We start from the raw sequence: 21741 nt of genomic DNA on the forward strand, positions 1-21741 counted from the left end.
AGGACACGATGCGCACCGCCCGCTTCACCCTCGACCCCGCCTTCACCGTCGGCCGGGTCGACCCCCGTATCTTCGGCTCCTTCGTGGAACACCTCGGCCGCTGCGTCTACACCGGAATCCACGAGCCCGGCCACGCCACCGCCGACGAGGCCGGCCTGCGGCAGGACGTCCTGGACCTCGTCCGCGAACTCGGCGTCACCACGATCCGCTATCCCGGCGGCAACTTCGTCTCCGGCTACAAGTGGGAGGACTCCGTCGGCCCGGCCGAGGACCGCCCCCGGCGCCTGGACCTGGCCTGGCACTCGACGGAGACCAACCGCTTCGGCCTCTCCGAGTACATCGCCTTCCTGAGGAAGATCGGCCCGCAGGCCGAGCCCATGATGGCGGTCAACCTCGGCACCCGCGGCGTGGCCGAGGCCCTCGAACTCCAGGAGTACGCCAACCACCCCTCCGGCACGGCGCTCTCGGACCTGCGCGCCGCCCACGGCGACAAGGACCCCTTCGGCATCCGGCTGTGGTGCCTCGGCAACGAGATGGACGGCCCCTGGCAGACCGGCCACAAGACGGCCGAGGAGTACGGCCGGATCGCCGCCGAGACCGCCCGCGCCATGCGCCAGCAGGACCCCGGCGTCGAACTCGTCGCCTGCGGCAGCTCGGGCCAGTCGATGCCGACGTTCGCCGAGTGGGAGGCGACGGTCCTCCAGGAGACGTACGACCTGGTCGACCACATCTCCCTGCACGCCTACTACGAGCCGCACGACGGCGACGTGGACTCCTTCCTCGCGTCCGCCGTCGACATGGAGTCCTTCATCGAGAACGTGGTGGCGACCTGCGACCACGTGGGCGCGCGGCTGAAGTCGAAGAAGAGGATCAACCTCTCCTTCGACGAGTGGAACGTCTGGTACATGTCCCGCTGGCAGGAGCAGGCGACGACGTTCGCGCAGGACGACTGGCCCGAGGCCCCCCGCCTGCTGGAGGACAACTACAGCGTCCTGGACGCCGTGGTCTTCGGCTCCCTCCTGATCGCCCTGCTGCGGCACGCCGACCGCGTCACCGTCGCCTGCCTGGCCCAGCTGGTCAACGTCATCGCGCCGATCATGACCGAGCCGGACGGCCCGGCGTGGCGCCAGACGACGTTCTTCCCGTTCGCGCAGGCGTCGCGGTACGGGCGGGGCGAGGTGCTCGACGTCCGGGTGGACTCACCGACGTACGAGACGCAGAAGTACGGCGAGACGTACCTGCTGCACGCGACCGCCGTCCGCGCGGAGGACGGCTCCGTGACCGTCTTCGCCGTCAACCGCAGCCGCACCGGGGCGCTCCCGCTGGACGTGACCCTGAACGGCCTCGGGGTCTCCCGCCTCGTCGAGCACAGCGCGCTCGCCGACGCCGACCCGGACGCCCGCAACACGCTCGACGACCCCGAGCGGGTCGTCCCGCACGCGGTGGACGGTACGGCGGTCACGGACGGGACGCTGCGGGCGACGCTGGAGCCGCTGTCCTGGAACGTGATCCGGCTGGCCTAGGGACCAACCGGCCCGGAGACGGTCTCCCCGGCCCGGCGGCCGGGGAGAACCGGTGACCGCCGCTACTTCAGCTCGTCGGCGGTGTAGTAACCGGCCAGGACGGAGCTGTAGTTGCTCTTGTCGACGCTCGCCGGCTGGAGCAGGTAGGCGGGCACGGGCTTCACGCCGTTCTCGTAGCCCCTTCGGTTGTTGATCCTCGGCGTCCTGCCCTTGAGGATGTCGTCGGCCATGTTCGCGGCGACCGTGGCCAGTTGGCGGAGGTCCTTGTAGACGGTCTGCGACTGCTCACCCGCGATGATCGACCGCACCGAGGCCAGTTCGGCGTCCTGACCGGTGACGATGGGCAGGCGCTTGCCGCCGGATCCGTAGCCGTACGACTTGAGCGCGGACAGGACGCCCAGGGAGATGCCGTCGTACGGCGACAGGACCGCGTCGACCCTCTCGCCGTTGTACGACGTGGACAGGATGCGCTTCATGCGCGACTCCGCGGTCGTCCCGTCCCAGCGCAGCGTGGTGATCTTGTCGAGCTTGGTCTCGCCGGACCGGACCACCAGCTGCTTGCCGTCCAGGTACGGCTGGAGGAGGTACATCGCCCCCTCGTAGAAGTACTTGGTGTTGTTGTCGTCGGGCGACCCGGCGAACAGCTCGATGGTGAACGGGCCCTTGCCGTCCTCCAGGCCGAGGTGGTCGATGATGTAGAGGGCCTGCTGCCGGCCGACCTGCTCGTTGTCGAAGGAGACGTAGTAGTCGACGTTCTTGCTGCCGAGGATGAGCCGGTCGTAGGAGATCACCGGAATGTCGGCGTCGGCGGCCTGCTGGAGCACGCCGGTCAGCGACTTGTTGTCGATGGCCGCGATGATCAGTGCGTCGACGCGCTGCTTGACCAGGTCCGCGATCTGTGTGACCTGGGCCTGCGGGTCGTCGTCCCCGTAGACCAGCTTGGTCCGGTACCCCTTGGCCTCGAGGTCCTTGACCATGCTCTTGCCGTCGGTGAGCCAGCGCTCGGAGGACTGGGTCGGCATGGCGATCCCGATGGTGCCGCCTTCGGAGCCGGAGCCGGCCGCGCTCTCCTCGCCGCACGCGGCCAGGGTGAGGGCGAGGGAGGCGCCGGTGATGAGGCCGAGAGCGGCTCTTCGAGTGCGCATGGTGATCGTTCCTTGTTCTTCTCGTCGTTGAGGGAGCCAGGTACGCAGGCGTCCTGCGGGGTCCGGGCGCGCTGGACGGACCGGACCGCGGGGAGAGGGCGCGGCGTGAGATCGGGAGACGTGCGGCGGTGTGGCCGGGCATCCGGGTCTGGTCGACGCTCGTGACGCCTCTGCCGGTGTGCACCTGTGGGTACGTGCGACCGCCGCGCTACGGCATTCCGGTCACACAGGTGCTGAGTCCGGTGGTGCTCAGGGTGCTTGCCTTCCGCCGTTCGAAATCTCGACACAGGGTCGGAATGTTTGCGTGACCTTAGGAGGGAGCGTGCGGAGTGTCAACGGTTTGAACAGGAACGGTCACAGAGAAGAAGGGGTTCCAGGCGCGCCGAAGGGCCGGTGTGAACGGCTCGAGGTGAATGGCCGGAGTTCGGCCTGGGCGCGCCCCAGGTGGCTCCCTACGCTGCGAACGCCCCGGCCCTTCACAGCAACTCCATTGACTATTCACAGAGTTGGTGCGGCGGGCGGGCGCAGCCACCCCCCCTCGACCCAGGGAGAGACCATGACAGGTGGGCTCCTTCTGAGCGGTGCCGTCGCCGCTCTCGTCACCTCCGCGCTTCCCGCGCACAACCCGTCCTCGGGGTTCGTCGACCCGCCCCCGGACAAGATCGTCATCAATGTCGCCACCGTGAACGGCTCCGGCTGCCCGGCCGGCACCGCGGCCGTCGCCGTGTCCGAGGACAACACCGCCTTCACCGTGACCTACAGCGACTACCTCGCCCAGGCCGGCGGCAACTCCGACCCCACGGCATTCCGCAAGAACTGCCAGCTCAACCTCGTCGTCCACGTCCCGCAGGGCTTCACCTACGCCATCGCCAGCGCGGACTACCGGGGCTTCGCCCTGCTCCAGCCCGGCGCGAGCGCCGTGCAGCGGGCCTCGTACTACTTCCAGGGCTCGTCCAGCACGGTGTACAAGAACCACACCGTCAGCGGCGCCTACGACGACAACTGGCAGGCGACCGACACCACCGACTGGGCGCAGCTCGTGTGGGCGCCCTGCGGGGTCCAGCGCAACTTCAACATCAACACCGAGCTGCGGGTCAACGCGGGCACCTCGGCGCCGGGCAAGGTCAGCTTCATGACCATGGACTCGACCGACGGCGACATCAGCACGGTGTACCACATGGCCTGGAAGGAGTGCCCGGGCAAGTCGGGCAAGTGAGGTGAGGGGCCGCCCGTGCGGGCGCGGGCGGCCCCCGTGCTCACCTGCCCGCGTGGGCGACGAACTCCGCCCAGGCGGCGGGGGAGAGGGCCAGTCGGGGGCCGTCCTTGTCCTTGGAGTCACGGACGTGGACGTGGTGGGGAAGGGTGGCGACCTCGACGCAGTCGCCAGAACCGCTGCTGCTGTAGCTGGACTTGCGCCAGTCCAGTGCGACCTCGACACAGTCGCCGTCGCCACTGCTGCTGTAACTGCTCTTGAACCAGGCCAGTTCGGACGTGTTCATAGGTCTCCTCGCATCTGCCGCAACAGGCTCGCGGAGTCTTCAATGGAGAGAGCCTGTGAACGCATCCTGGCATAGCGCATGTGCAAGATGCTGACCTCTGTCGGGTCGGAAACGAGCAGACCGCCTCGCTGACCCTCGCAGTAGGCGAAGCACTTGTTCGCCGGTGTTTCCAGCAACTGAATAGGGCCTGCGAGACCCGCATGCGACTCCCGGACCGTCGGCATGACCTGAATCTCGACGTTGCGCAGGTCGCTCAACTCCAGCATGTGCTCGATGAGCGTCCTCGTGATTTCCGCCCCGCCCGTGCATCGCCGAAACAGGTGCTCCTCCAGGATGAAGGTGAACGCTGTGTTCGGCCGGTTTCGCAGCAGCTTCTGCCGTTCCGCCCGTGCCGCCCACTGAATCTCGATCTCCTGGTCGTCCAGAGGTGGAAGCCGCGCATCGAACAGTGCCCGTGCGTACGCCTCCGTCTGCAGCAGTCCCGGGATCACTCGACTCTCGTAGGTATAGAGCGCGATGGCCGTCTTCTCCATCGCCGCCCACCGTCGAAACCATGCCGCCAAACCCGGCTGCCGCCCCAGGAACTCCGCCGCTCGCCGTAAAGCACCCGTGTTTCCCAGTGCCCCCTCCGCCGCCTCGACGAAGTCCACGTCCGGCATGCGCCTGCCCAACTCCACCGAGGCCACGGTGTGCTTGGAGAAGCCCACCAGCCCGCCGAACTCCTCCCGGCTCAGCCCGTTGAACTCGCGCAGGGCCTGGACCACTGCGCCGAACGTCCGCAGACTGTCCGACGACTCCGGCTCGCCGCTGCCCGTGCCCACCTGCCCGTCGACCACCATGGTCACCTCCCGCACCCCATGGTCACGCGCCGTGACGAGTACCGTCCACCCCGTGACCGCGTACGCTCGCGCAGCGTACACGCGTCGGACCTGGTGAACCCCCGGAGGGACCCGTCACATTGGCGGCATGACAGTACGTCCCACCCCCCAACCACTCGTTACCGTACGTGTGTTCACACAGCGGCTCAGTGCCACGCCGAGGGGCGCCCGCCTGGCCAGGCACCTCGCGCTGCACCAGCTGGAGCGCTGGGGCATCCCGCACGGCACGGACGTCTCCGACGCGGTCGCGGTGATCGTGGCGGAGCTGGCGGCGAACGCGGTGACGCACGGCCGCGTACCGGGAAGGGACTTCGAGCTGCGGCTCCTCCTGATCCCGGGGAGCGTCCGGATCGAGGTCACCGACACCCGCACGGGCCCGCGCCCGCCCGGCCCCGGCGCCGTACGCCCGCCGTGTCCGCTCGGCGGGGCGGGACGCGGGCTGCTGCTGGTGGACGCGGTCGCCGCCCGCTGGGAGGTGGTGGACCGCACGCCCGCGCCGGGCAAGACGGTCCGCGCGGAGGTGGACGTACCCGGCTGGCTCGGCATCGCACGGCGGGCGGGCGCCTGACCGGGGTCGAGAACCGGCCGGGCCCGCGTGCCGTCAGCGCGGGCCGCGGATGCTGTCGACGATGCGGGTCCAGTTGTCGCCGCCGTGGCCGTTCTCGATCGCGTGCCGGTAGTGCGCCTGCACGGCGAGGGGGAGCGCGAGGTCGAGTCCGAGGGAGGCGCTGGTCTCGACGATGTGGTCGGACGTCGCGCCCATCATGGTGACGGTGCTGAGGTCGCCGGGGTGCTCTCCGGCGTCCAGCGCGACGCCGGGGTTCTTCTCGCCGGCCCTCAGCATGGCGCCGATCGAGTCGGTGAAGGAGAGCAGTTCCGGCAGCGCCTCCGCGGCCTTCATCCCCGCGGTGCCGAGCATCGAGGTGGCGTGCATCAGGGCGGACAGGGTGGTCAGGAACACCGCGAGCTGGGCCTGGTACATCATCTGGGCGAGGCCCGGATCGTCGCCCAGATACCTGGGTGCGCCGAGCCGTGCCAACGTCGCCCGGTGGTTCTCCATCACCTCGGCGGGGCCGCTGTAGTAGACGTGGGCCGCCTCCGTGCCGACCATCGGCGCCGGAACCATGACGCCGCCGGTGAGGAAGGCGGCGTCGTGGCCCGCCGCCCAGGCCGCCGCCTCGCGGCTGCGGTCGGGCGTGTCCGAGCTGAGGTTGACCAGCGTGCGGCCGGCGAGTGCCGCGGTGGCGCCGTCGAGGATGTCGTACATCGCCCCGTAGTCGGTGAGACTGAGGATCACGAGGCCGCTCGCCTCGACCGCCTCGCCGGGGGTGGCCGCGAGCGTCGCCCCGTCGGCGACGACGCCGTCGGCCCGGGCGGCGGTGCGGTTCCAGACGGTGACGGGGTGGCCGGCGGTGAGGAGCGCGCGGGTCATGGCCCGGCCCATCGGGCCGAGCCCGATCACGGTGACAGGGCTGTTCTGGCTGGTGGGGCGGTGCTGTTGTCCGTTCACCGCTCCATGCTCGGACAGCGCCACTAGGCTCGGAAGTACCCACTATTTTCTGCGGTACTTACCTTTCAGTAAGGGAGGGGAGCGGCGATGGCCAAGGCGCCCAGACGCGGGCCGTACCTCTGCGGCATCGACGCCGCGCTCGACGTGGTGAGCGGCAAGTGGAAGGGGCTGATCCTGTGGGAGCTCGACACCCACGGCGTTCGCCGCTTCGCCGAGTTGCGCCGGGGGCTGGCCGGGGTGAGCGAGAAGATGCTGACCCAGCACCTGCGGGAGATGGAGGAGGACGGCCTCGTCCACCGGAAGGTCTACGCAGAGGTCCCACCACGCGTGGAGTACTCCCTGACCGAACACGGACGCACGCTCAACGAGGCGATCGGCCCGCTCTACGCCTGGGGAAGGGAACGGATACGCCGCGAGGGCTTCGAGGTGGCGACAGCCGAGGTCCCGTAGTGTCAGGCAGTTCCGTTCGGTCCGCCTGCCGGCCTGGGAAGCCTGTGACGGGCGGTGCCTGCAGGCCGCAGGGCACCGGCCCACCGTCCGCGGCCCCGGGCCACGGACGCGGGAAACGGGCGCGCACGGCGTCGACGCAGGTGTCCCGGGACGTGGGCCCGCCGAACCGGAGACGGTCGTAGGCCGTGAACGCCGGTTCCAGGGTGTCGAGTTCGTCGACCAGGGCGTGCAGCCGCCCGGACCACTGCACTGAACCGGCGTTCGGCTCGTTCACGGCGGCATCGATCGCGGCGGTCAGGTGGTCCTTGCGCTGGATGGTGGCCGGGGTCACCGAGCGCAGACAGACGTACTGTCCGCTGAGATACGCGTCCCACTCCGCCTTCCCGGTGACCGGGTCGGCCCAGTGGGCGGTGAACCACGCTTCGAGCAGGTCCACGCCGCCGGCCTCGTCGGCGAGGGCGAACAGGTCGGCCGGCACCATCTCGGCACCGTCGGAGCGCAGATATCCCGGAAGCGGCAGACGCCGCTCCAGCATCAGCCGGCGGACCGCATCGGCTTCGCGGCCGTGGACCGCGCACAGTTTCTCCAGGGCGACGAACTGCGCGCTGACGTACGCGTCGTCCGCACCGGTCATCGGATGGTCGCCGTTGACCTCCCGGAACCGCTCGGCGAGCTGCTGCTTCAGGTCCGTCTCCGGCACGGTGGGCCTCCGGCGTCATCGGCGCGGGCCTCTCCCGCGCAGGACTTCGGACGCTACGGGCCGGACGGTTCGGCACTCACCGAACCGTCGACGGAAAACCCCGTGCCGCTGCGGTGCGCGTCTCTCTAACGTGGGCCCATGAGCGAGTACACGTGGGCGGGAGTGCGGGAGCGGGTGCTTCGGCTCGCCGAACACCCCCGAGCGGGTGAGGTCTTCGGGGCGCGGGGGCACGGCTTTCGCCTCGGCCCGGTCATGGACGAGGAGCAACTCCGGTCGCTGGAGGCGGACCTGGGCGTCGCGCTGCCCGCGCAGTACCGCGGTTTCCTGCTCCATGTCGGGGCAGGGGGAGCCGGCCCCCACTACGGCCTGATGACACCGGTCCTGAACGACGGCGGGTGGCAGTGGCTCGGCGTCGGGCTCGCCTACCGGGGGCAGCCGACCACCGCCGAGTTCGCCGGACGGCCCTTCGTGGCCGAGGCGCTGCAGAGCGAGCTGGACGCGCTCGACACACAGGAGCCCGAGAGGGACGCCTTCACGACCGACGAGGCGTTCCGCCGCGCGCACGCGGCCTGGGACGCGCGCTACGAGGAGCTGTACGACGCCCAGGAGGCGGGCGCGGTGTTCCTCGGCGAGCAGGGCTGCGGCTACACGTCGCTGCTGGTCATGACCGGCCCGCACCGGGGTGCCGTCTGGGAGGACCTGCGACCGATGGACCGGGGGATCGAGCCGACCGGACACGACTTCGCCCGGTGGTACCGAAGCTGGCTCGAGCGCACCGAGCGGCAGCTCGGTGGTGCCGTCGGCCCGGGAGACGCTGATGGTGTCGCCGGCCTCGACCCGTGAGACGTTCTTCATGACGGCCGGACCCCTGGCGGTGTCGAAGTGACCGACGAGGACGGCGGGGCCGGTCTCTCCGGGTGTCACGCCCTTGTCGTACCAGCCGATGCGGTCCGCCTGGGCGACCGAGGGCACCTCGATCGCGCCGTCGGCGGTCGGCCCCAGCGCCGGTACGGGCTGGGTGCCGACGCCCGCGGAGGGGATCCGCACGCGCACGGGTCTGGACGCGGCCATGGGGCGCGGGCCGGCCGCCGACGACGCCGGCGCGGCGGTCGTGGGGCGGACGTTCGCCGGCGGACCGGACGGCTCCGGCCCGTGGCCGCTGCCGCAGCCGAGCGCCACGGCTCCGGCGAGGAGGGTGAAGCATGGCCGGTGACCGAGGACAGGCTGGTGCGCCGGTGGCCTAACCGGTGTCGAAAAACGGTTACCCGTCGCACGGGAAGCGATCTCGCAAGTCCCGGAACGGTGCGGGTCGACCGGGCGCCACCGCGGCCGCGGTGACGCCCGGCGCGGAGGTCAGCGTTCGACGCCCAGGGTGAGGGTTCCCGTGTAGCCCGCGGCGGGGGTGCTGCCCAGGGCGGTGAGGGTGAGCAGGCCCGAGGCGGCGCCTCCCTCGTCGTAGATGGAGTCCTGGGCGAGGGTGGTGCGGGTGACCTTGTTCGTCGAGTACGGCGAGACGCGCGCGACCGAGGCCGTGACCGTCTCGTCGAAGAAGAGCTGGCCGGTGTGGATCTCCTGGCCGCCGGTGAAGTGGCCGTCCGGGGTCACGGTGACGTTCGTGTGGACCTTGACGTGGATGTGGACGCAGCGGCCCCGGTACCAGCCCGGGTAGACGGTCGTGACGGCGGCGACGCCGCGGGCGTCGGTGAGCACGCCGCCGCGCAGGAAGGTGCCGTCGTCGGGCTCGTCGTGGCCGTTGTTGCCGACGAAGCCGGAGTACTCGCCGAGCGCGTCGGCGTGCCACAGCTCGACCAGGGCGCCCGCGAGCGGCACGCAGGTGTCGTCGTCGACGACGGTGAGGGCCAGCTTCAGCGGGATGCCCGCCTTGCCTTCGGTGATGTCGGCGCGGACGTACTGTCCGTCGAGGTGGTAGGGCCCTTCGGTCATCTCCTTCGTGAGGGTGCACACGGCCGCCGCGGCCACGGGGGCGGTGTCCGGCGCGGCCACCGCGGCCACGGGGGCGGTGTCCGGCGCGGCCGGCGCTCCGGGGGCGGCGGCCGCGCCCACGGCCAGGGTGGCCGCGGTGGCGCCGGTGGCGATCAGCACGGTCCGGCGCCCGACGGGGTGATGGGGTGTACCCGAGGTGTCTGTCATGGGCACGGCACCGTAGGGAGCGTTCCTGTCGGGGAGCTGTCGGTTGGGCAAAGTGACGAGTAGTCAAGTTGCTTGCCGGACAAGGGGATCACCGGACCCGTGGCGGCGCGGCGGTTTTCGCGAGGGTTTCGGCGACCGCGCGGACCATTGACGCGCAAGGGGTTCGATTCTACGGTCCCGTCCGACGACGCGACTGCCGTTCGACATCCCGGACGGTGTACCCCCACCGAAGGAGCGTCCGCATGAGCCGCATCCCCCGCAGGGCCACGCTGCTGGCCGTCCCGGCCGCAGTGATGCTCGCCCTGACCCCCACCACCGCCTCCGCCTACCCCGATCCCGGTACGGTCACCGGGTCCACGGTCGTCCACGATCCGACGATGATCCGCACCTCCGCCGGCCGCTACCTCCTCTACGCCACCGGCGGCGGCCTGTCCCACCGCACCTCCACCGACCGCATCGCCTTCGGCGCGGGCGGCGACGCCTTCGCCGTGAAGCCGAGCTGGTGGTCCTCGTACGGGGCGACCGAGGCCTGGGCGCCCGACATCTCCTACCAGGGCGGCAAGTACCTGATGTACTACGCCGTCTCCACCTTCGGCTCCAACAAGTCCGCCATCGGCCTGGCCGGCTCGACCACCGGACTGCCCGGCTCCTGGAGCGACTACGGAACCGTGTACACCTCCACCACCTCCAGCGACCACAACGCCATCGACCCCAACCTCCTCGTCGACGACGACGGCAAGTGGTGGCTTTCCTTCGGCAGTTGGTGGACGGGCCTGAAGATGATCCAGATCAACCCCGCCACGGGGAAGCAGCTGCCGGGCAACACCACCCGCTACTCCCTCGCCTCCCGCCCGACCGGGACCAAGGCCGTCGAGGCGCCGTACATCGTCAAGCGCAACGGCTACTACTACCTCTTCGCCTCCTACGACACCTGCTGCGCCGGCACCGCCTCCACCTACAAGGTCAAGGTCGGCCGCGCCACCAGCGTCACCGGGCCGTACCACGACAAGAACGGCGTCGCGCTCATGAACAACGGCGGCACACCGGTCCTGGAGTCGCACGGACGCTACATCGGCCCCGGCGGTCAGTCGATCATGAAGGACACCGACGGCGACCTGATCGTCTACCACTACTACGACGGCAACGACAACGGCACCCCGAAACTCGGCGTCAACCTCCTGAACTGGAGCAGCGGATGGCCCGTCGCCTACTGACCCGGTGAGGGGAGAACCGAGGGCCGGGTCAGCCCGCCTGGCCCATTCCGGCCGGGCTGGGCCAGCTCTGGGCGTTCGGCCACCCCGTCGTCGCCGCGGGCGACAATCCGTTCGTGCCCCGCACCTGCGCGGCCGTCAGGCCGCCGCGGGCCGGCACCCCCGGCGGGGTCGGCCCACCGGGGCCGCCCATCGGCCCGGCGGCCGGCGCGGTGGGCAGGGGCGCGGCCATGGGCGCCGGAGCCTGCGTCGGCGGCGGCACCGGTGCCATGGAGGCCGCCGCGGCCGCCGCGGGCACGGGCACGGGTGCGGGCATGGGCGCGGGCATCGGCGCCGGCGCCGGAACCGACTGCGGGAACACCTGCGCCGCCGCCGGCACCGGCATCTGCGCAGCGGGCGCGGCCGCCGGCATGGGCATCGGCGCCCCGCTCCCCAACGCCTGCGCCTGCGCCGCGAGCCCCTGCACGCCCGCCCCGTTCGTCGCTCCCACCAGCCGGTCCACCGCCGCCGTACCCGAGCTGTAGCCGCTTCCGTTGCCCGGCTCGGGTACGGCGGTTCCCCTCCTGGTCCCGTAGAGCACCTGTTCCAGGCCGGACACCAGGCGACGCACGTCCACCTGGGGGCGCACCACGAGCCGCAGGAAGCGACTGGAGGAACCGATCTTGTTGCCGCACTCGCGGACCAGGATCCGGTGCTCGGTGAGCAGCCGGTCGCGCACGACCGTCCCCTCGGCGCCCACGGGAAGGCGGACGAAGAGGAAGTTCCCCTGGGAGGGGTAGACGGTCAGACCGGGCAGCGCGGAGAGCTGGCCGGCCATGTCGAGGCGGTCGCTGCGTACCTGCATCAGGCTCTGCGCGTACTCGTGGCCGTGCTCCTTCAGCATGAACACCACGTGTTCGGCGAAGGAGTTGAGGTTCCACTTGGGCAGCATGGAGCGGACGCGGCCGGCCAGGGCCGGGTTGGCGACGAGGTAGCCGAAGCGGATGCCGTGCAGGCCGAAGTTCTTGCCGAGGCTGCGCAGGACGATGACGTTCGTGCGGAGCATCGCCTCCTGGACCACCGAGGGTTCGCTCTCCGCGTCGGCGAACTCCAGGAACGACTCGTCGATGACGATCAGGTCCAGGTCGGCCATCGCGTCCATGAACTGCACGATGGCGTGCTTGTGCAGGAACCCGCCGTCGGGGTTGTTGGGGTTGCAGATGACGGCGACGCGGGTGCCGCGCGCGCGGATGAACTCGGCGTACTGCGCGAGGTCCAGGGCGAAGCCGCTGGACTCCTGGAGCGGGAACATGTCGACCCGCTTGCCGGTCTCCATGGGCTGGTCGGTCCAGCGGCCGAAGGTCGGGACGGGGACGGCGAGGGACTCGCGCACCAGCAGGTGGTCGATCCAGGTGATCAGCTCGGTGGAGCCGTTGCCCATCGCGACGGCCTGCGGCGGGAGCTGGAGCAGGCTGCACAGCTCGGCGGTGATCGTGTCGGCGCTGCTCGGGTAGTACGTGATGATGTCCCGCAGCCGCGCCGACATGTCGTCGAACATCTGCGGCGTGGGGAAGTACGGGTTGCAGGGGATGCAGAAGTCCACCGGGCCGCCCCCGTCGCCACCCTCCCGCGTCAGCGCCGCCATCGACGGGCTGTGCGCGGCGGTGCTGCGGAACAACGAGGTGACGTTGTCGGCCATGGAACCTCCGTATGGGGCGGACCCGGCGGGGACGACCGGGTCCGTCGTCATGTGGGTGGCCCGCGCGGGGGAGCGCGGGCCACCTCTCCATACGGATACTGCGGTGGCGCTGTTCAACCGTCGGGGAATCGGTGAGAAGTCGTGCGCCGGCTGTGAGGGCGCGGTCACCGGTCGGGGGCGGACCGCCGGCGACGGGGGTGTCAGCGGTCGAACGAGTGGACCGTCGTCGTGCGGTACGTCTGCCCGGGGCGCAGCACCGTCGAGGGGAACGACGGCTTGTTCGGCGAGTCGGGGAAGTGCTGCGTCTCCAGGCAGAGCGCGTCGCCCTGGCGGTGGACGGTGCCGCCGCTGCCGACGAGCGTGCCGTCGAGGAAGTTGCCCGAGTAGAACTGGAGACCGGGCTCGGTGGTGGAGATCGTCATCGTGCGGCCCGAGGACGGGTCGCGCAGGGTGGCCACCGGCACGGGAGCGGCCGTGATCCCCTTGTCGAGGACCCAGTTGTGGTCGAAGCCCTGGCCGTACAGCAGCTGCTGGTGGGCGACGCGGATGTCCTCGCCCACGGCCTTGGCGCGGCGGAAGTCGAAGGGGGTGCCGGCCACCCTCGCCAGCTCGCCGGTGGGGATCAGCCCCGAGTCGACGGGCGTGTAGCGGGAGCCGGCGATCTTCAGCTCGTGGTCGTAGATCGAGCCGCTGTCCTCGCCGGCGAGGTTCCAGTAGACGTGGCTGGTCAGGTTGACGACGGTGGCCTTGTCGGTGGTGGCCTCGTAGTCGATGCGCCAGTCGCCGTGCCGGGTGAGGGTGTAGGTGACCTTCACCCGGAGCGTGCCGGGGTAGCCCATCTCCCCGTCGACGCTCGTGTAGTACAGGTGCAGGCCGACGTCCGAGCCCTTGGTGAACGGCTCGACGTCCCACACCCGCTTGTCGAAGCCCTGGGAGCCGCCGTGCAGGGTGTTCTCGCCGTCGTTGACGTCGATCTGGTAGGGCTTGCCGTCCAGTGTGAACCGGCCCTTGCCGATCCGGTTGCCGAAGCGGCCGATCAGCGCGCCGAAGTACGGCGACTTGGCGACGTAGTCCTCGATGTTGTCGAAGCCGAGGGAGACGTTCGCGTGGCGGCCGTGCCGGTCGGGGATCTCCAGCGACTGGACGATGCCGCCGTAGGAGAGGACCTTCAGGCGCGTGCCGCCGTTGGACAGGGACCAGCTGTGCACCTTGGTGCCGTCGGCGAGCGTGCCGAACGGCTTCCGCACCGGCGTCCTGCCGCCGGTGGCGTGTGCCGTTCCGCCGAGTGTGCTCGCGGCGATGCCCGCGGCCGCGGCTCCCGCGATGACCGTGCGTCGGTTCAGTTCCATGTGCGGCTCCCTTGATAAGGGCGGGCCCCGCCGGCTGCTCCGACGGGGCCCGAAACTGACTTACGAACCGGACTTGCGCTTGTTCCACACGTCGAACCCGACCGCGGCCAGCAGGGCGAGGCCCTTGATGACCTGTTGCCAGTCGGTGCCGACGCTCAGGAGGTTCATGCCGTTGTTCAGCACGCCGAGGACGAGACCGCCGATGATCGCGCCGAGGACGGTTCCGACACCGCCGCTCATGGACGCGCCACCGATGAACGCCGAGGCGATGGCCTCGAGTTCGTAGTTCAGGCCCGCCTTCGGAGAGGCCGCGTTGAGGCGGGCGGCGACCACCAGACCCGCCAGGGCCGCGAGCACGCCCATGTTCAGGAAGACGTAGAAGGTGACCTTCTTGTCCTTGACGCCGGACAGCTTCGCGGCCGGCAGGTTGCCGCCGATCGCGTAGATGTGCCGGCCGAAGATCGAGTTGCGCATCACGTAGCCGTAGCCGACCACCAGCAGGCCCAGGATGATCAGCACGATCGGCGCGCCCTTGTAGCTGGCGAGCAGCAGGGTCACGACGAGCAGCGCGGAGACGATCGCGACGAGCTTCAGCAGGAAGATGTTGCGCGGCAGGATCTCCAGCGAGAACTCCTGCTGGCGCTTGCGGTCCCGGATCTCCTGGAGGACCACGAACGCGATCAGGACGATGCCCAGCAGCAGGGTGAGGTTGTGGTAGTTGGTCTCGGGGCCGGTCTCCGGCAGGAACCCGTTGCCGATCTTCTGCAGACCCTGCGGGAACGGGCCGAGGGTCTGCCCCTCCAGCAGGATCTCCGTGACACCGCGGAAGGTCAGCATCCCGGCGAGGGTGACGATGAACGACGGTATGCCGAGGTAGGCGATGAAGAAGCCCTGGACCGAGCCCGCCACGGCGCCCACGACCAGGCACAGCACCACGGCGACGGGCCAGGAGACGTCGTGCTGCACCGTCAGTACGGCCGCGAAGGCGCCGACGAACGCGGTCAGCGAGCCGACCGACAGGTCGATGTGGCCCGCGATGATGACGAGCATCATGCCGATCGCGAGGATCAGGATGTAGCTGTTCTGCAGCACCAGGTTGGAGACGTTGCGCGGCAGCAGCAGGTCGCCGTCGGTCCACACCGCGAACAGCGCCACGATCAGGCCGAGGGCGATCAGCATGCCGTACTGCCGCATGTTGCGGCGCATGCCGTCCAGCACCAGCTGGAGCAGGCCCCCGCCCGCCGCGCCCCCGCTCTTGCCGGGCGGCGCGGGGGCCGGGCTCTTGGCGGTCACATCCGTGCTCATCGGGTTACCTCTTTGTCCTTCGTCATCTGACGCATCAGCGATTCCTGCGTAGCCTCGGCCCGCGGGAACTCACCCGTCAGCCGCCCCGCGGCCATCGTGTAGATGCGGTCGCACATGCCGAGCAGCTCCGGCAGCTCGGAGGAGATGAAGACGACCGCCTTGCCCTCGGCGGCCAGCTTGTCGATGACCGTGTAGATCTCGTACTTGGCGCCCACGTCGATGCCGCGCGTGGGCTCGTCCAGGATCAGCACGTCGGGACCCGCGAAGATCCACTTGCTGAGGACGACCTTCTGCTGGTTGCCGCCCGACAGCTTGCCCACCGGCTCGAAGACGGTCGGCGCCTTGATGTTCATGGACTTGCGGTACCGCTCGGCGACCTGCCGCTCCTCGTGCTCGTCGACCACACCGCGCTTGGCGACCTTGCCCAGCGCGCTGAGCGAGATGTTGCGGTTGATGGTGTCGATGAGGTTGAGGCCGTAGTGCTTGCGGTCCTCGGTGACGTACGCGATCCCGTGCTTGACCGCCTCGGGGACGGTCTTGGTGCGGATCTCCTCGCCGTCCTTGAGGACCGTGCCGGCGGCGTGCCGGCCGTACGTCCGCCCGAAGACGCTCATCGCGAGTTCGGTGCGGCCGGCGCCCATCAGGCCCGCGATGCCGACGATCTCCCCGCGCCGCACGTGGATCGACACGTCGTCGACCACCTTGCGCTGCTGGTCGATCGGGTGGTGCACGGTCCAGTTGCGGATCTCCAGGGCCGGGGCCGCGCCCTGCTCGGCCTCGTGCGGGGTCCGCTCGGGGAAGCGGTGGTCCAGGTCGCGGCCCACCATCCCGGAGATGATCCGGTCCTCGGTGGTGTCCGCGGCCTTCACGTCGAGGGTCTCGATGGACCGCCCGTCGCGGATGATCGTCACCGAGTCGGCGACCTTGCGGATCTCGTTCAGCTTGTGGGAGATGATGATCGAGGTGATGCCCTGATTCTTCAACTCCAGGATCAGGTCGAGGAGTTTGCCGCTGTCCTCGTCGTTGAGAGCCGCGGTCGGCTCGTCGAGGATGAGCAGCTTCACCTCCTTCGACAGCGCCTTCGCGATCTCCACCAGCTGTTGCTTGCCCACGCCGATGTCGGCGACGCGGGTCTCGGGGTGATCGTTCAGACCGACCCGGCGCAGCAGCTCGGAGGCGTGCCGCAGGGTCTGGTTCCAGTCGATCAGCCCGCGCTTGGCGTGCTCGTTGCCGAGGAAGATGTTCTCCGCCAGCGACAGGAACGGCACCAGCGCCAGCTCCTGGTGGATGATCACGATGCCGTGCTGCTCGCTCGCCCTGATGTCCTTGAAGTGGCAGACCTCTCCTTCGAAGAGGATCTCGCCCTCGTAACTTCCGTGCGGATGGACGCCGGAGAGCACCTTCATCAAGGTGGACTTGCCGGCGCCGTTCTCCCCGCAGATGGCGTGGACCTCGCCCTGACGGACGGTCAGTGAGACGTCCGACAGCGCCTTGACACCGGGAAAGGTCTTGACGATCGAGCGCATTTCCAGGACGGGTCCCGCCATGGTCGTGCCTTCCAATCCTTAGGGGGCGGGGCCTACTTGAGCTGGTCGGCCGTGTAGTAGCCGCCGTCGACCAGGACCTTCTGGTAGTTGGCCTTGTCCACGCTGACCGGCTCCAGCAGGTAGGCCGGGACGACCTTGGCGCCGTTGTTGTAGGTCTTGGTGTCGTTGACCTCGGGCTCCTTGTCGTTCAGGACCGCGTCGACCATGTTGGAGGCGACCTTGGCCAGCTCGCGCAGGTCCTTGTAGACGGTCTGCGTCTGCTCGCCGGCGATGATCGACTTCACCGAGGCCAGCTCGGCGTCCTGGCCGGTGAGGACCGGCAGCGGCTTGCTCGCGGAGCCGTAGTTGTCCGACTTCAGCGCCGACAGGATGCCGATGGAGATGCCGTCGTACGGCGACAGGACCGCGTCGACCTTCTCGGTCTTGTACGACTTGGTCAGGATGTCGTCCATGCGGCGCTGGGCGGTGGCGCCGTCCCAGCGCAGGGTGGTCACCTGGGTGAGCTGGGTCTGGCCCGACCGCACCACGAGCTTCTTGCTGTCGATGTACGGCTGGAGCACGCTCATCGCGCCGTTGAAGAAGTACTTGGTGTTGTTGTCGTCGTTGGAGCCGGCGAACAGCTCGATGTTGAAGGGGCCCTTGCCGCTCTTCAGGCCGAGCTTCTCGACGATGTAGTTCGCCTGCAGCTCGCCGACCTTGGAGTTGTCGAAGGAGGCGTAGTAGTCGACGTTCTCGCTGCCGAGGATCAGGCGGTCGTAGGAGATGACCGGGATGTCCGCGTCCTTGGCCTGCTGGAGCACGTTGTCGAGCGACTTGTTGTCGATCGCCGCGACGATCAGCGCCTTGACGCCCTGCGCGATGAGGTTCTCGATCTGCGAGACCTGCTGGTCGGGCTTGTCCTCGCCGTAGACCAGCTTGGTCTTGTAGCCCTTGGCCTGGAGGTCCTTCTCCACGTTCTTGCCGTCGGAGATCCAGCGCTCGGAGGACTTGGTCGGCATCGCGATGCCGATCGTGCCGCCCTTGGCGTCGCCGCTCTTGTTCTCCTCGCTGCCGCCCTCGCCGCTCTGGCCGCAGGCGGACAGGGTCAGGGCGAGGGAGGCGGCGCCGGCGATGGCGGCGAGTGCGGCTCTGCGGTTACCCATGATCATCATCCTTGATGTGTGTGCAGGGTTCGGTCGGTCTCGCGGTGCGACGGCGCTCCCGGCAGGTTCTCCGAAGACCGAGGAGAGGTGTGTGGGATTCTGCGCGCCTGTGTCGTCTTCTGTGAAGCAGGGTTTCCGTAACGTTATGACTGGATGTCGAACCTGTTGAGTTCGCCGGGCAGCCGGGAGCCGAGCGGGGCCATGTCCCCGTCCGCCCCGTGCCGCGCCAGCAGGTCGAGGGCCAGCCGGCCGCGCCGCACCCGCTCACGGGCCGTGGACAGCGTCACCTCGCGCAGGTGGTGGCCGTACGGATAGATGGCGGGGGCCTTGGAGAGGCCGAACTTCAGGTACAGCGGTGCGCCGCGCCGGATCAGCTCGGCGACCTCGTACATCCGGACGTACCCGCCGAGATCGTCGGGGGCCTCGATGTACATGTCCATGGGAGCGCCGGACACCCGCCGGATCTCGGTGAGGTGATCGAGCGTCAGGTCGCTGGGCACGTTGACCGAGTCGGCGCCCAGCCGCTCGTAGACCGCGTAGGCGGCCGGGTTGACGGGGCCGATCAGCGCCGAGACCTTGAGCGTGGTGTCGGCCGGGATGAGGCCGGCCGCCCGCGCCCGGTGCAGCGTCCACAGCACGCCCTCGTCGGCGACGAGGAGGCACTTGACGCCCAACTCCGTCGCCCGCACGGCGTCTTCGACGCATCCGGCGACCGCGTCGTGGCCGCGGGCCCGCAGGCCCCCGCCGCGCGAGTCGGTACGCGTCGAGCCCCCGATGTCCCACGTGCCGCGCGGCCCCGTGAACAGGCACAGTTCGATGTCGCGCTCGTTCGTCGCGTCGACCATCTCGGTGATCTCGGCGTCGGTCAGCATCCACGCGCCGCTGCCCTGGCTGATCCGGTGGATCGGCACGTCGAGCCGCGAGGCCTCCTTCAGGACGACGCCCAGTGCTTCGGGACCCTCGCACGAGGGGATCTCGGTGCGCCAGCGGCCGCCGCCCGGGAAGGAGTGGGTGGAGGTGTCGGCGGGGTCCGGGGCGGGCGCGCCCAGTCCGAGCGCGGTGAGCACCTGCTCACCGGGTCGACGGGCGGCCGTAGCGGAAGCGTCGGTCGTCACAAGCTGTCCTTCGTGTTCGGTATGTCGGACGAGGTTCGCGGCTCAAGGCGTGGGGGACGGGGGTGTACGCCGGTGCGAAGGCCGTCAGGTCGCCCCGCACCGGCGTACGGCTGGGGTCTTTCGTTCGGGCCGGGTTTGCGGGCCCGGCCGGGTCCGAACGGCAGACGCTAGGGGCGGAGCAGCACCTTGCCCACCTTCGGATCGCCGGAGCCGACCAGCCTGATCGCCTCGGAGAACTCGGCGAGCGGCAGCTCGTGGGTGACCAGCGGCAGCGGATCGAGCAGGCCGGCCCCGAACACCCGCACCGTGTGCGACCAGGCGTCGGGCGGCGCTCCGAAGACGGTGTGCACCTCCAGCTGCCGCACGACCAGGTCCGTCGGGTCCAGGCCGTCGGCGCCCGGACCGGGGATGCCCGTCAGGACCAGCCGGCCGCCGCGCCTCAGCAGGGAGGCGGCGGTGCGGGCGGCCGAGGCGGACCCGGCGGTCTCGATCACCACGTCGAAGTCGTCCGGCAGGTCCTGGTCCCTGGTGCGGAAGTCGGTGGCGCCGAACCGCCGGGACAGCGCCTCCCGGTCGCCCCGGGTGCCGACCACCAGCAGCTCGGCCGGCGAGCCCGCCCGCAGGAACTGCACGGCGAACATGCCCAGCGTCCCGGTGCCGACCACGGCGACCCGCTCGCCCGGCAGGGCGTGCGCCTTGATCGCGGCGGCCGCGATGCAGGCGGCCGGCTCCAGCAGGGCCGCCGCCGTGAGGTCGGCGTCCTGAGCCAGCACGTGCAGCAGCCGGGCCGGCAGGGTCAGCGTGGCCGCCATCGCGCCCGGCTGGGTGAAACCGGTCTCCTCGTACCCGTCCGAGCACAGCGTCGTCTCACCCGCGTGGCAACGGTCGCACACCTGGCAGTTGCGGAAGCCCTCTCCGACCACCTTGCGGCCGACGAGCGAGACCGGCACCCCGGCGCCCACCGCCTCGACCGTCCCGGACCACTCGTGGCCGGGCGTGAGCGGGTAACGGACGTACCCCTCGGGCCGGTTGCCCTGGTACACCTCGCGGTCGCTGCCGCAGATGCCCACGGCGTGCACCCGCACCAGCGCCTCACCGGGCTCCGGCCGGCGGGGCGTGTGCGCGGTGAGCCGGTGCTCGCCGGGCGCCTCGACGACGACGGCGGTGCTCACTGCCCGGTGCCCTTCGGCTTGCGCTGCTCCCAGCCGTCGGCCCACAGGTCGAAGCGGGCCTGCTGCTGGGGGAACTCGGCGGCGGCGTCCACGTCCAGCTCGACCCCGAGACCGGGGGCGTCGGAGAGGTGGAAGTAACCGTCGACGACCTGCGGGGCCCCCTTGACGACCTTCTTGATCTCCGAGTCCGCGAAGTCGTTGAAGTGCTCGAGGATCTTGAAGTTCGGGGAGCTGAACCCGACCTGGAGGGAGGCCGCGGTCAGCACCGGCCCGCCCACGTTGTGCGGGGCGACCAGCATGTAGTGCGTCTCGGCGGTCGCGGCGAGCTTGCGCGTCTCCCAGATGCCACCGATGTGGCCGACGTCCGGCTGGATGATGTCGACCGCCTGGCTCTCGAACAGCTCGCGGAACTCGATCCGGTCGTGGATGCGCTCACCGGTGGCCATGGGGATGTCCACCTTGGCGGCGACCTTCTCCAGCGCCTTGAGGTTCTCCGGCGGGACCGGCTCCTCCAGCCAGGCCGGCTTGAAGGGCGCCAGCTCGTTCGCCAGCCGGACCGCGGTCGACGGCGAGAACCTGCCGTGCATCTCCAGCATCAGCTCCGCGTCCGGCCCGATGGCGTCGCGCACGGCCTCGATGAGGGAGACGGCGTACAGGGTCTGCTCGTGGTCCAGCTCGAAGTGCCCGGTGCCGAAGGGGTCGATCTTCAGCGCCTTGTACCCGCGCTCCATGACCCCCTGGGCGGCCTTGTGGTACGCCTCCGGCGTGCGCTCGGTGGTGTACCAGCCGTTGGCGTACGCCTTGACCTTGTCGGTGACCTTGCCGCCGAGCAGCTGCCAGACGGGGACGCCGAGGGCCTTGCCCTTGATGTCCCAGCACGCCATCTCGACGACGGCGATACCGGACATCACGATCTCGCCCGCCCGGCCGTAGTCGCCGTACTTCATGCGGCGCACGAGGTCCTCGACAGCGAACGGGTCGGAGCCGAGAATGTGGTTGACCTCGGCCTCTTTCAGGTAACCGAGCAGCGCGTCGGTGTGGCCCAGCATGCGGGTCTCACCCACACCCGTGATGCCCTCGTCGGTGTGCACCTGGACGTAGGTCAGGTTGCGCCAAGGCGTCCCCACCACGTGGGTGCTGATTCCGGTGATGCGCACGGAAGTTGCCCTTCAGCTGTTCGAGATTTCGTCACACGTTCGAAATGCTGGCGTGACAGTAAGGACGCGGCGAGGGGGGTGTCAATGGGGTGGACGCAGAGAGGTTTCGACAGTTTCGGGCGGGACTTTCGATACGGGGCGCGGCGGGCGGCTCCGGCCGGTCGAGGGTGATAGCTCAAGGTAGCCGCACCGGAACGGTCGGTTTCCCA

20 protein-coding genes and 1 pseudogene are annotated in these 21741 nt (G+C 69.8%); 7 read left to right on the forward strand and 14 right to left on the reverse strand.

The window, feature by feature from the left end:
- Positions 1 to 8: 8 nt before the first annotated feature.
- Positions 9 to 1523 carry an alpha-N-arabinofuranosidase gene (locus tag AB0N31_RS08990; protein ID WP_366057714.1) on the forward strand — a complete coding sequence of 505 codons (1515 nt, stop codon included), beginning with the start codon at positions 9 to 11 and terminating at the stop codon, positions 1521 to 1523.
- Between the two features lie 62 nt (positions 1524 to 1585).
- Here the strand turns inward: AB0N31_RS08990 and chvE (AB0N31_RS08995) are convergent, their stop codons facing one another.
- Entirely contained in the window at positions 1586 to 2668 is a 1083-nt protein-coding gene (gene chvE, locus AB0N31_RS08995; protein ID WP_366057715.1) for a multiple monosaccharide ABC transporter substrate-binding protein, read from the reverse strand.
- Positions 2669 to 3224: 556 nt separating this feature from the next.
- On the opposite strand from chvE (AB0N31_RS08995), the gene AB0N31_RS09000 reads away from it, so the two are divergent.
- Positions 3225 to 3884 (forward strand): DUF4360 domain-containing protein, encoded by a 660-nt coding sequence (locus tag AB0N31_RS09000; RefSeq protein WP_366057716.1) that lies wholly within the window; start codon positions 3225 to 3227, stop codon positions 3882 to 3884.
- A 40-nt stretch (positions 3885 to 3924) separates the two neighbouring features.
- Here AB0N31_RS09000 and AB0N31_RS09005 read toward each other — a convergent pair whose 3' ends face one another.
- Positions 3925 to 4167, reverse strand: coding sequence for a DUF397 domain-containing protein (locus AB0N31_RS09005; protein ID WP_366057717.1), 243 nt, complete (start codon positions 4165 to 4167; stop codon positions 3925 to 3927).
- On the reverse strand, positions 4164 to 5006 hold the full coding sequence (locus tag AB0N31_RS09010) for a helix-turn-helix transcriptional regulator (RefSeq protein WP_366057788.1): 843 nt from the start codon (positions 5004 to 5006) through the stop codon (positions 4164 to 4166). The genes AB0N31_RS09005 and AB0N31_RS09010 overlap by 4 nt, the downstream gene beginning before the upstream one ends.
- A gap of 127 nt (positions 5007 to 5133) precedes the next feature.
- Here AB0N31_RS09010 and AB0N31_RS09015 point away from each other — a divergent pair, with 127 nt between their 5' ends.
- Complete coding sequence (locus AB0N31_RS09015; RefSeq protein ID WP_366057718.1) at positions 5134 to 5613, forward strand: ATP-binding protein; 480 nt, start codon at positions 5134 to 5136, stop codon at positions 5611 to 5613.
- 33 nt (positions 5614 to 5646) lie between these two features.
- On the opposite strand, the gene AB0N31_RS09020 is transcribed toward AB0N31_RS09015, so the two are convergent.
- Positions 5647 to 6555: an NAD(P)-binding domain-containing protein gene (locus AB0N31_RS09020; RefSeq protein ID WP_366057719.1), complete on the reverse strand. Its 909-nt coding sequence runs from the start codon at positions 6553 to 6555 to the stop codon at positions 5647 to 5649.
- A gap of 87 nt (positions 6556 to 6642) precedes the next feature.
- Between AB0N31_RS09020 and AB0N31_RS09025 the strand changes: the two genes are divergently transcribed.
- The gene (locus tag AB0N31_RS09025) at positions 6643 to 7005 is read left to right on the forward strand and encodes a helix-turn-helix domain-containing protein (protein ID WP_366057720.1); all 363 of its coding nucleotides are present in this window, start codon (positions 6643 to 6645) and stop codon (positions 7003 to 7005) included.
- 103 nt (positions 7006 to 7108) lie between these two features.
- Here the strand turns inward: AB0N31_RS09025 and AB0N31_RS09030 are convergent.
- Positions 7109 to 7705: pseudogene (locus tag AB0N31_RS09030) on the reverse strand (DUF6058 family natural product biosynthesis protein); the annotation flags it as partial.
- Between the two features lie 138 nt (positions 7706 to 7843).
- Between AB0N31_RS09030 and AB0N31_RS09035 the strand changes: the two are divergent.
- Both AB0N31_RS09035 and AB0N31_RS09040 read left to right on the forward strand, forming a co-directional pair.
- Positions 7844 to 8548: an SMI1/KNR4 family protein gene (locus AB0N31_RS09035; protein WP_366057721.1), complete on the forward strand. Its 705-nt coding sequence runs from the start codon at positions 7844 to 7846 to the stop codon at positions 8546 to 8548.
- A gap of 85 nt (positions 8549 to 8633) precedes the next feature.
- On the forward strand, positions 8634 to 8918 hold the full coding sequence (locus tag AB0N31_RS09040) for a hypothetical protein (RefSeq protein WP_366057723.1): 285 nt from the start codon (positions 8634 to 8636) through the stop codon (positions 8916 to 8918).
- A 140-nt stretch (positions 8919 to 9058) separates the two neighbouring features.
- Here AB0N31_RS09040 and AB0N31_RS09045 read toward each other — a convergent pair whose 3' ends face one another.
- The gene (locus AB0N31_RS09045) at positions 9059 to 9856 is read right to left on the reverse strand and encodes an intradiol ring-cleavage dioxygenase (protein ID WP_366057724.1); all 798 of its coding nucleotides are present in this window, start codon (positions 9854 to 9856) and stop codon (positions 9059 to 9061) included.
- A gap of 242 nt (positions 9857 to 10098) precedes the next feature.
- On the opposite strand from AB0N31_RS09045, the gene AB0N31_RS09050 reads away from it, so the two are divergent.
- Complete coding sequence (locus AB0N31_RS09050; protein ID WP_366057725.1) at positions 10099 to 11070, forward strand: arabinan endo-1,5-alpha-L-arabinosidase; 972 nt, start codon at positions 10099 to 10101, stop codon at positions 11068 to 11070.
- Positions 11071 to 11098: 28 nt separating this feature from the next.
- Here AB0N31_RS09050 and AB0N31_RS09055 read toward each other — a convergent pair whose 3' ends face one another.
- From AB0N31_RS09055 to AB0N31_RS09090, 8 genes are all read right to left on the reverse strand, one after another.
- A complete protein-coding gene (locus AB0N31_RS09055; protein WP_366057726.1) occupies positions 11099 to 12745 on the reverse strand; it encodes a histidinol-phosphate transaminase in 1647 nt (548 codons plus the stop codon).
- A 200-nt stretch (positions 12746 to 12945) separates the two neighbouring features.
- Entirely contained in the window at positions 12946 to 14094 is a 1149-nt protein-coding gene (locus tag AB0N31_RS09060; RefSeq protein WP_366057727.1) for an aldose epimerase family protein, read from the reverse strand.
- 60 nt (positions 14095 to 14154) lie between these two features.
- Positions 14155 to 15399: a multiple monosaccharide ABC transporter permease gene (gene mmsB / locus AB0N31_RS09065; RefSeq protein WP_366057728.1), complete on the reverse strand. Its 1245-nt coding sequence runs from the start codon at positions 15397 to 15399 to the stop codon at positions 14155 to 14157.
- On the reverse strand, positions 15396 to 16946 hold the full coding sequence (gene mmsA / locus AB0N31_RS09070) for a multiple monosaccharide ABC transporter ATP-binding protein (protein WP_366057729.1): 1551 nt from the start codon (positions 16944 to 16946) through the stop codon (positions 15396 to 15398). Before mmsA ends, mmsB begins: the two co-directional genes overlap by 4 nt.
- A 32-nt stretch (positions 16947 to 16978) precedes the next feature.
- Positions 16979 to 18088: a multiple monosaccharide ABC transporter substrate-binding protein gene (chvE, locus tag AB0N31_RS09075; RefSeq protein WP_366057730.1), complete on the reverse strand. Its 1110-nt coding sequence runs from the start codon at positions 18086 to 18088 to the stop codon at positions 16979 to 16981.
- Positions 18089 to 18231: 143 nt separating this feature from the next.
- On the reverse strand, positions 18232 to 19203 hold the full coding sequence (locus AB0N31_RS09080; RefSeq protein ID WP_366057731.1) for a hypothetical protein: 972 nt from the start codon (positions 19201 to 19203) through the stop codon (positions 18232 to 18234).
- Between the two features lie 167 nt (positions 19204 to 19370).
- Positions 19371 to 20375 (reverse strand): alcohol dehydrogenase catalytic domain-containing protein, encoded by a 1005-nt coding sequence (locus AB0N31_RS09085; RefSeq protein ID WP_366057732.1) that lies wholly within the window; start codon positions 20373 to 20375, stop codon positions 19371 to 19373.
- Positions 20372 to 21532: a mandelate racemase/muconate lactonizing enzyme family protein gene (locus AB0N31_RS09090; protein WP_366057733.1), complete on the reverse strand. Its 1161-nt coding sequence runs from the start codon at positions 21530 to 21532 to the stop codon at positions 20372 to 20374. Before AB0N31_RS09090 ends, AB0N31_RS09085 begins: the two co-directional genes overlap by 4 nt.
- Positions 21533 to 21741: the final 209 nt, after the last annotated feature.

Origin of the sequence: Streptomyces sp. NPDC051051 (genome assembly GCF_040682975.1) — a bacterium.
GTDB lineage: Bacteria > Actinomycetota > Actinomycetes > Streptomycetales > Streptomycetaceae > Streptomyces.

Bases quoted from the DNA above. Each gene is read 5' to 3' on its own strand.
- AB0N31_RS09050 (WP_366057725.1), top strand. From the start codon at position 10,099: ATGAGCCGCATCCCCCGCAGGGCCACGCTGCTGGCCGTCCCGGCCGCA.
- AB0N31_RS08990 (WP_366057714.1), top strand. From the start codon at position 9: ATGCGCACCGCCCGCTTCACCCTCGACCCCGCCTTCACCGTCGGCCGG.
- AB0N31_RS09000 (WP_366057716.1), top strand. From the start codon at position 3,225: ATGACAGGTGGGCTCCTTCTGAGCGGTGCCGTCGCCGCTCTCGTCACC.
- AB0N31_RS09015 (WP_366057718.1), top strand. From the start codon at position 5,134: ATGACAGTACGTCCCACCCCCCAACCACTCGTTACCGTACGTGTGTTC.
- mmsA (WP_366057729.1), bottom strand. From the start codon at position 16,946: ATGGCGGGACCCGTCCTGGAAATGCGCTCGATCGTCAAGACCTTTCCC.
- AB0N31_RS09045 (WP_366057724.1), bottom strand. From the start codon at position 9,856: ATGACAGACACCTCGGGTACACCCCATCACCCCGTCGGGCGCCGGACC.
- mmsB (WP_366057728.1), bottom strand. From the start codon at position 15,399: ATGAGCACGGATGTGACCGCCAAGAGCCCGGCCCCCGCGCCGCCCGGC.
- AB0N31_RS09035 (WP_366057721.1), top strand. From the start codon at position 7,844: ATGAGCGAGTACACGTGGGCGGGAGTGCGGGAGCGGGTGCTTCGGCTC.
- chvE (WP_366057730.1), bottom strand. From the start codon at position 18,088: ATGGGTAACCGCAGAGCCGCACTCGCCGCCATCGCCGGCGCCGCCTCC.
- AB0N31_RS09010 (WP_366057788.1), bottom strand. From the start codon at position 5,006: ATGGTGGTCGACGGGCAGGTGGGCACGGGCAGCGGCGAGCCGGAGTCG.
- AB0N31_RS09055 (WP_366057726.1), bottom strand. From the start codon at position 12,745: ATGGCCGACAACGTCACCTCGTTGTTCCGCAGCACCGCCGCGCACAGC.
- chvE (WP_366057715.1), bottom strand. From the start codon at position 2,668: ATGCGCACTCGAAGAGCCGCTCTCGGCCTCATCACCGGCGCCTCCCTC.
- AB0N31_RS09060 (WP_366057727.1), bottom strand. From the start codon at position 14,094: ATGGAACTGAACCGACGCACGGTCATCGCGGGAGCCGCGGCCGCGGGC.
- AB0N31_RS09005 (WP_366057717.1), bottom strand. From the start codon at position 4,167: ATGAACACGTCCGAACTGGCCTGGTTCAAGAGCAGTTACAGCAGCAGT.
- AB0N31_RS09025 (WP_366057720.1), top strand. From the start codon at position 6,643: ATGGCCAAGGCGCCCAGACGCGGGCCGTACCTCTGCGGCATCGACGCC.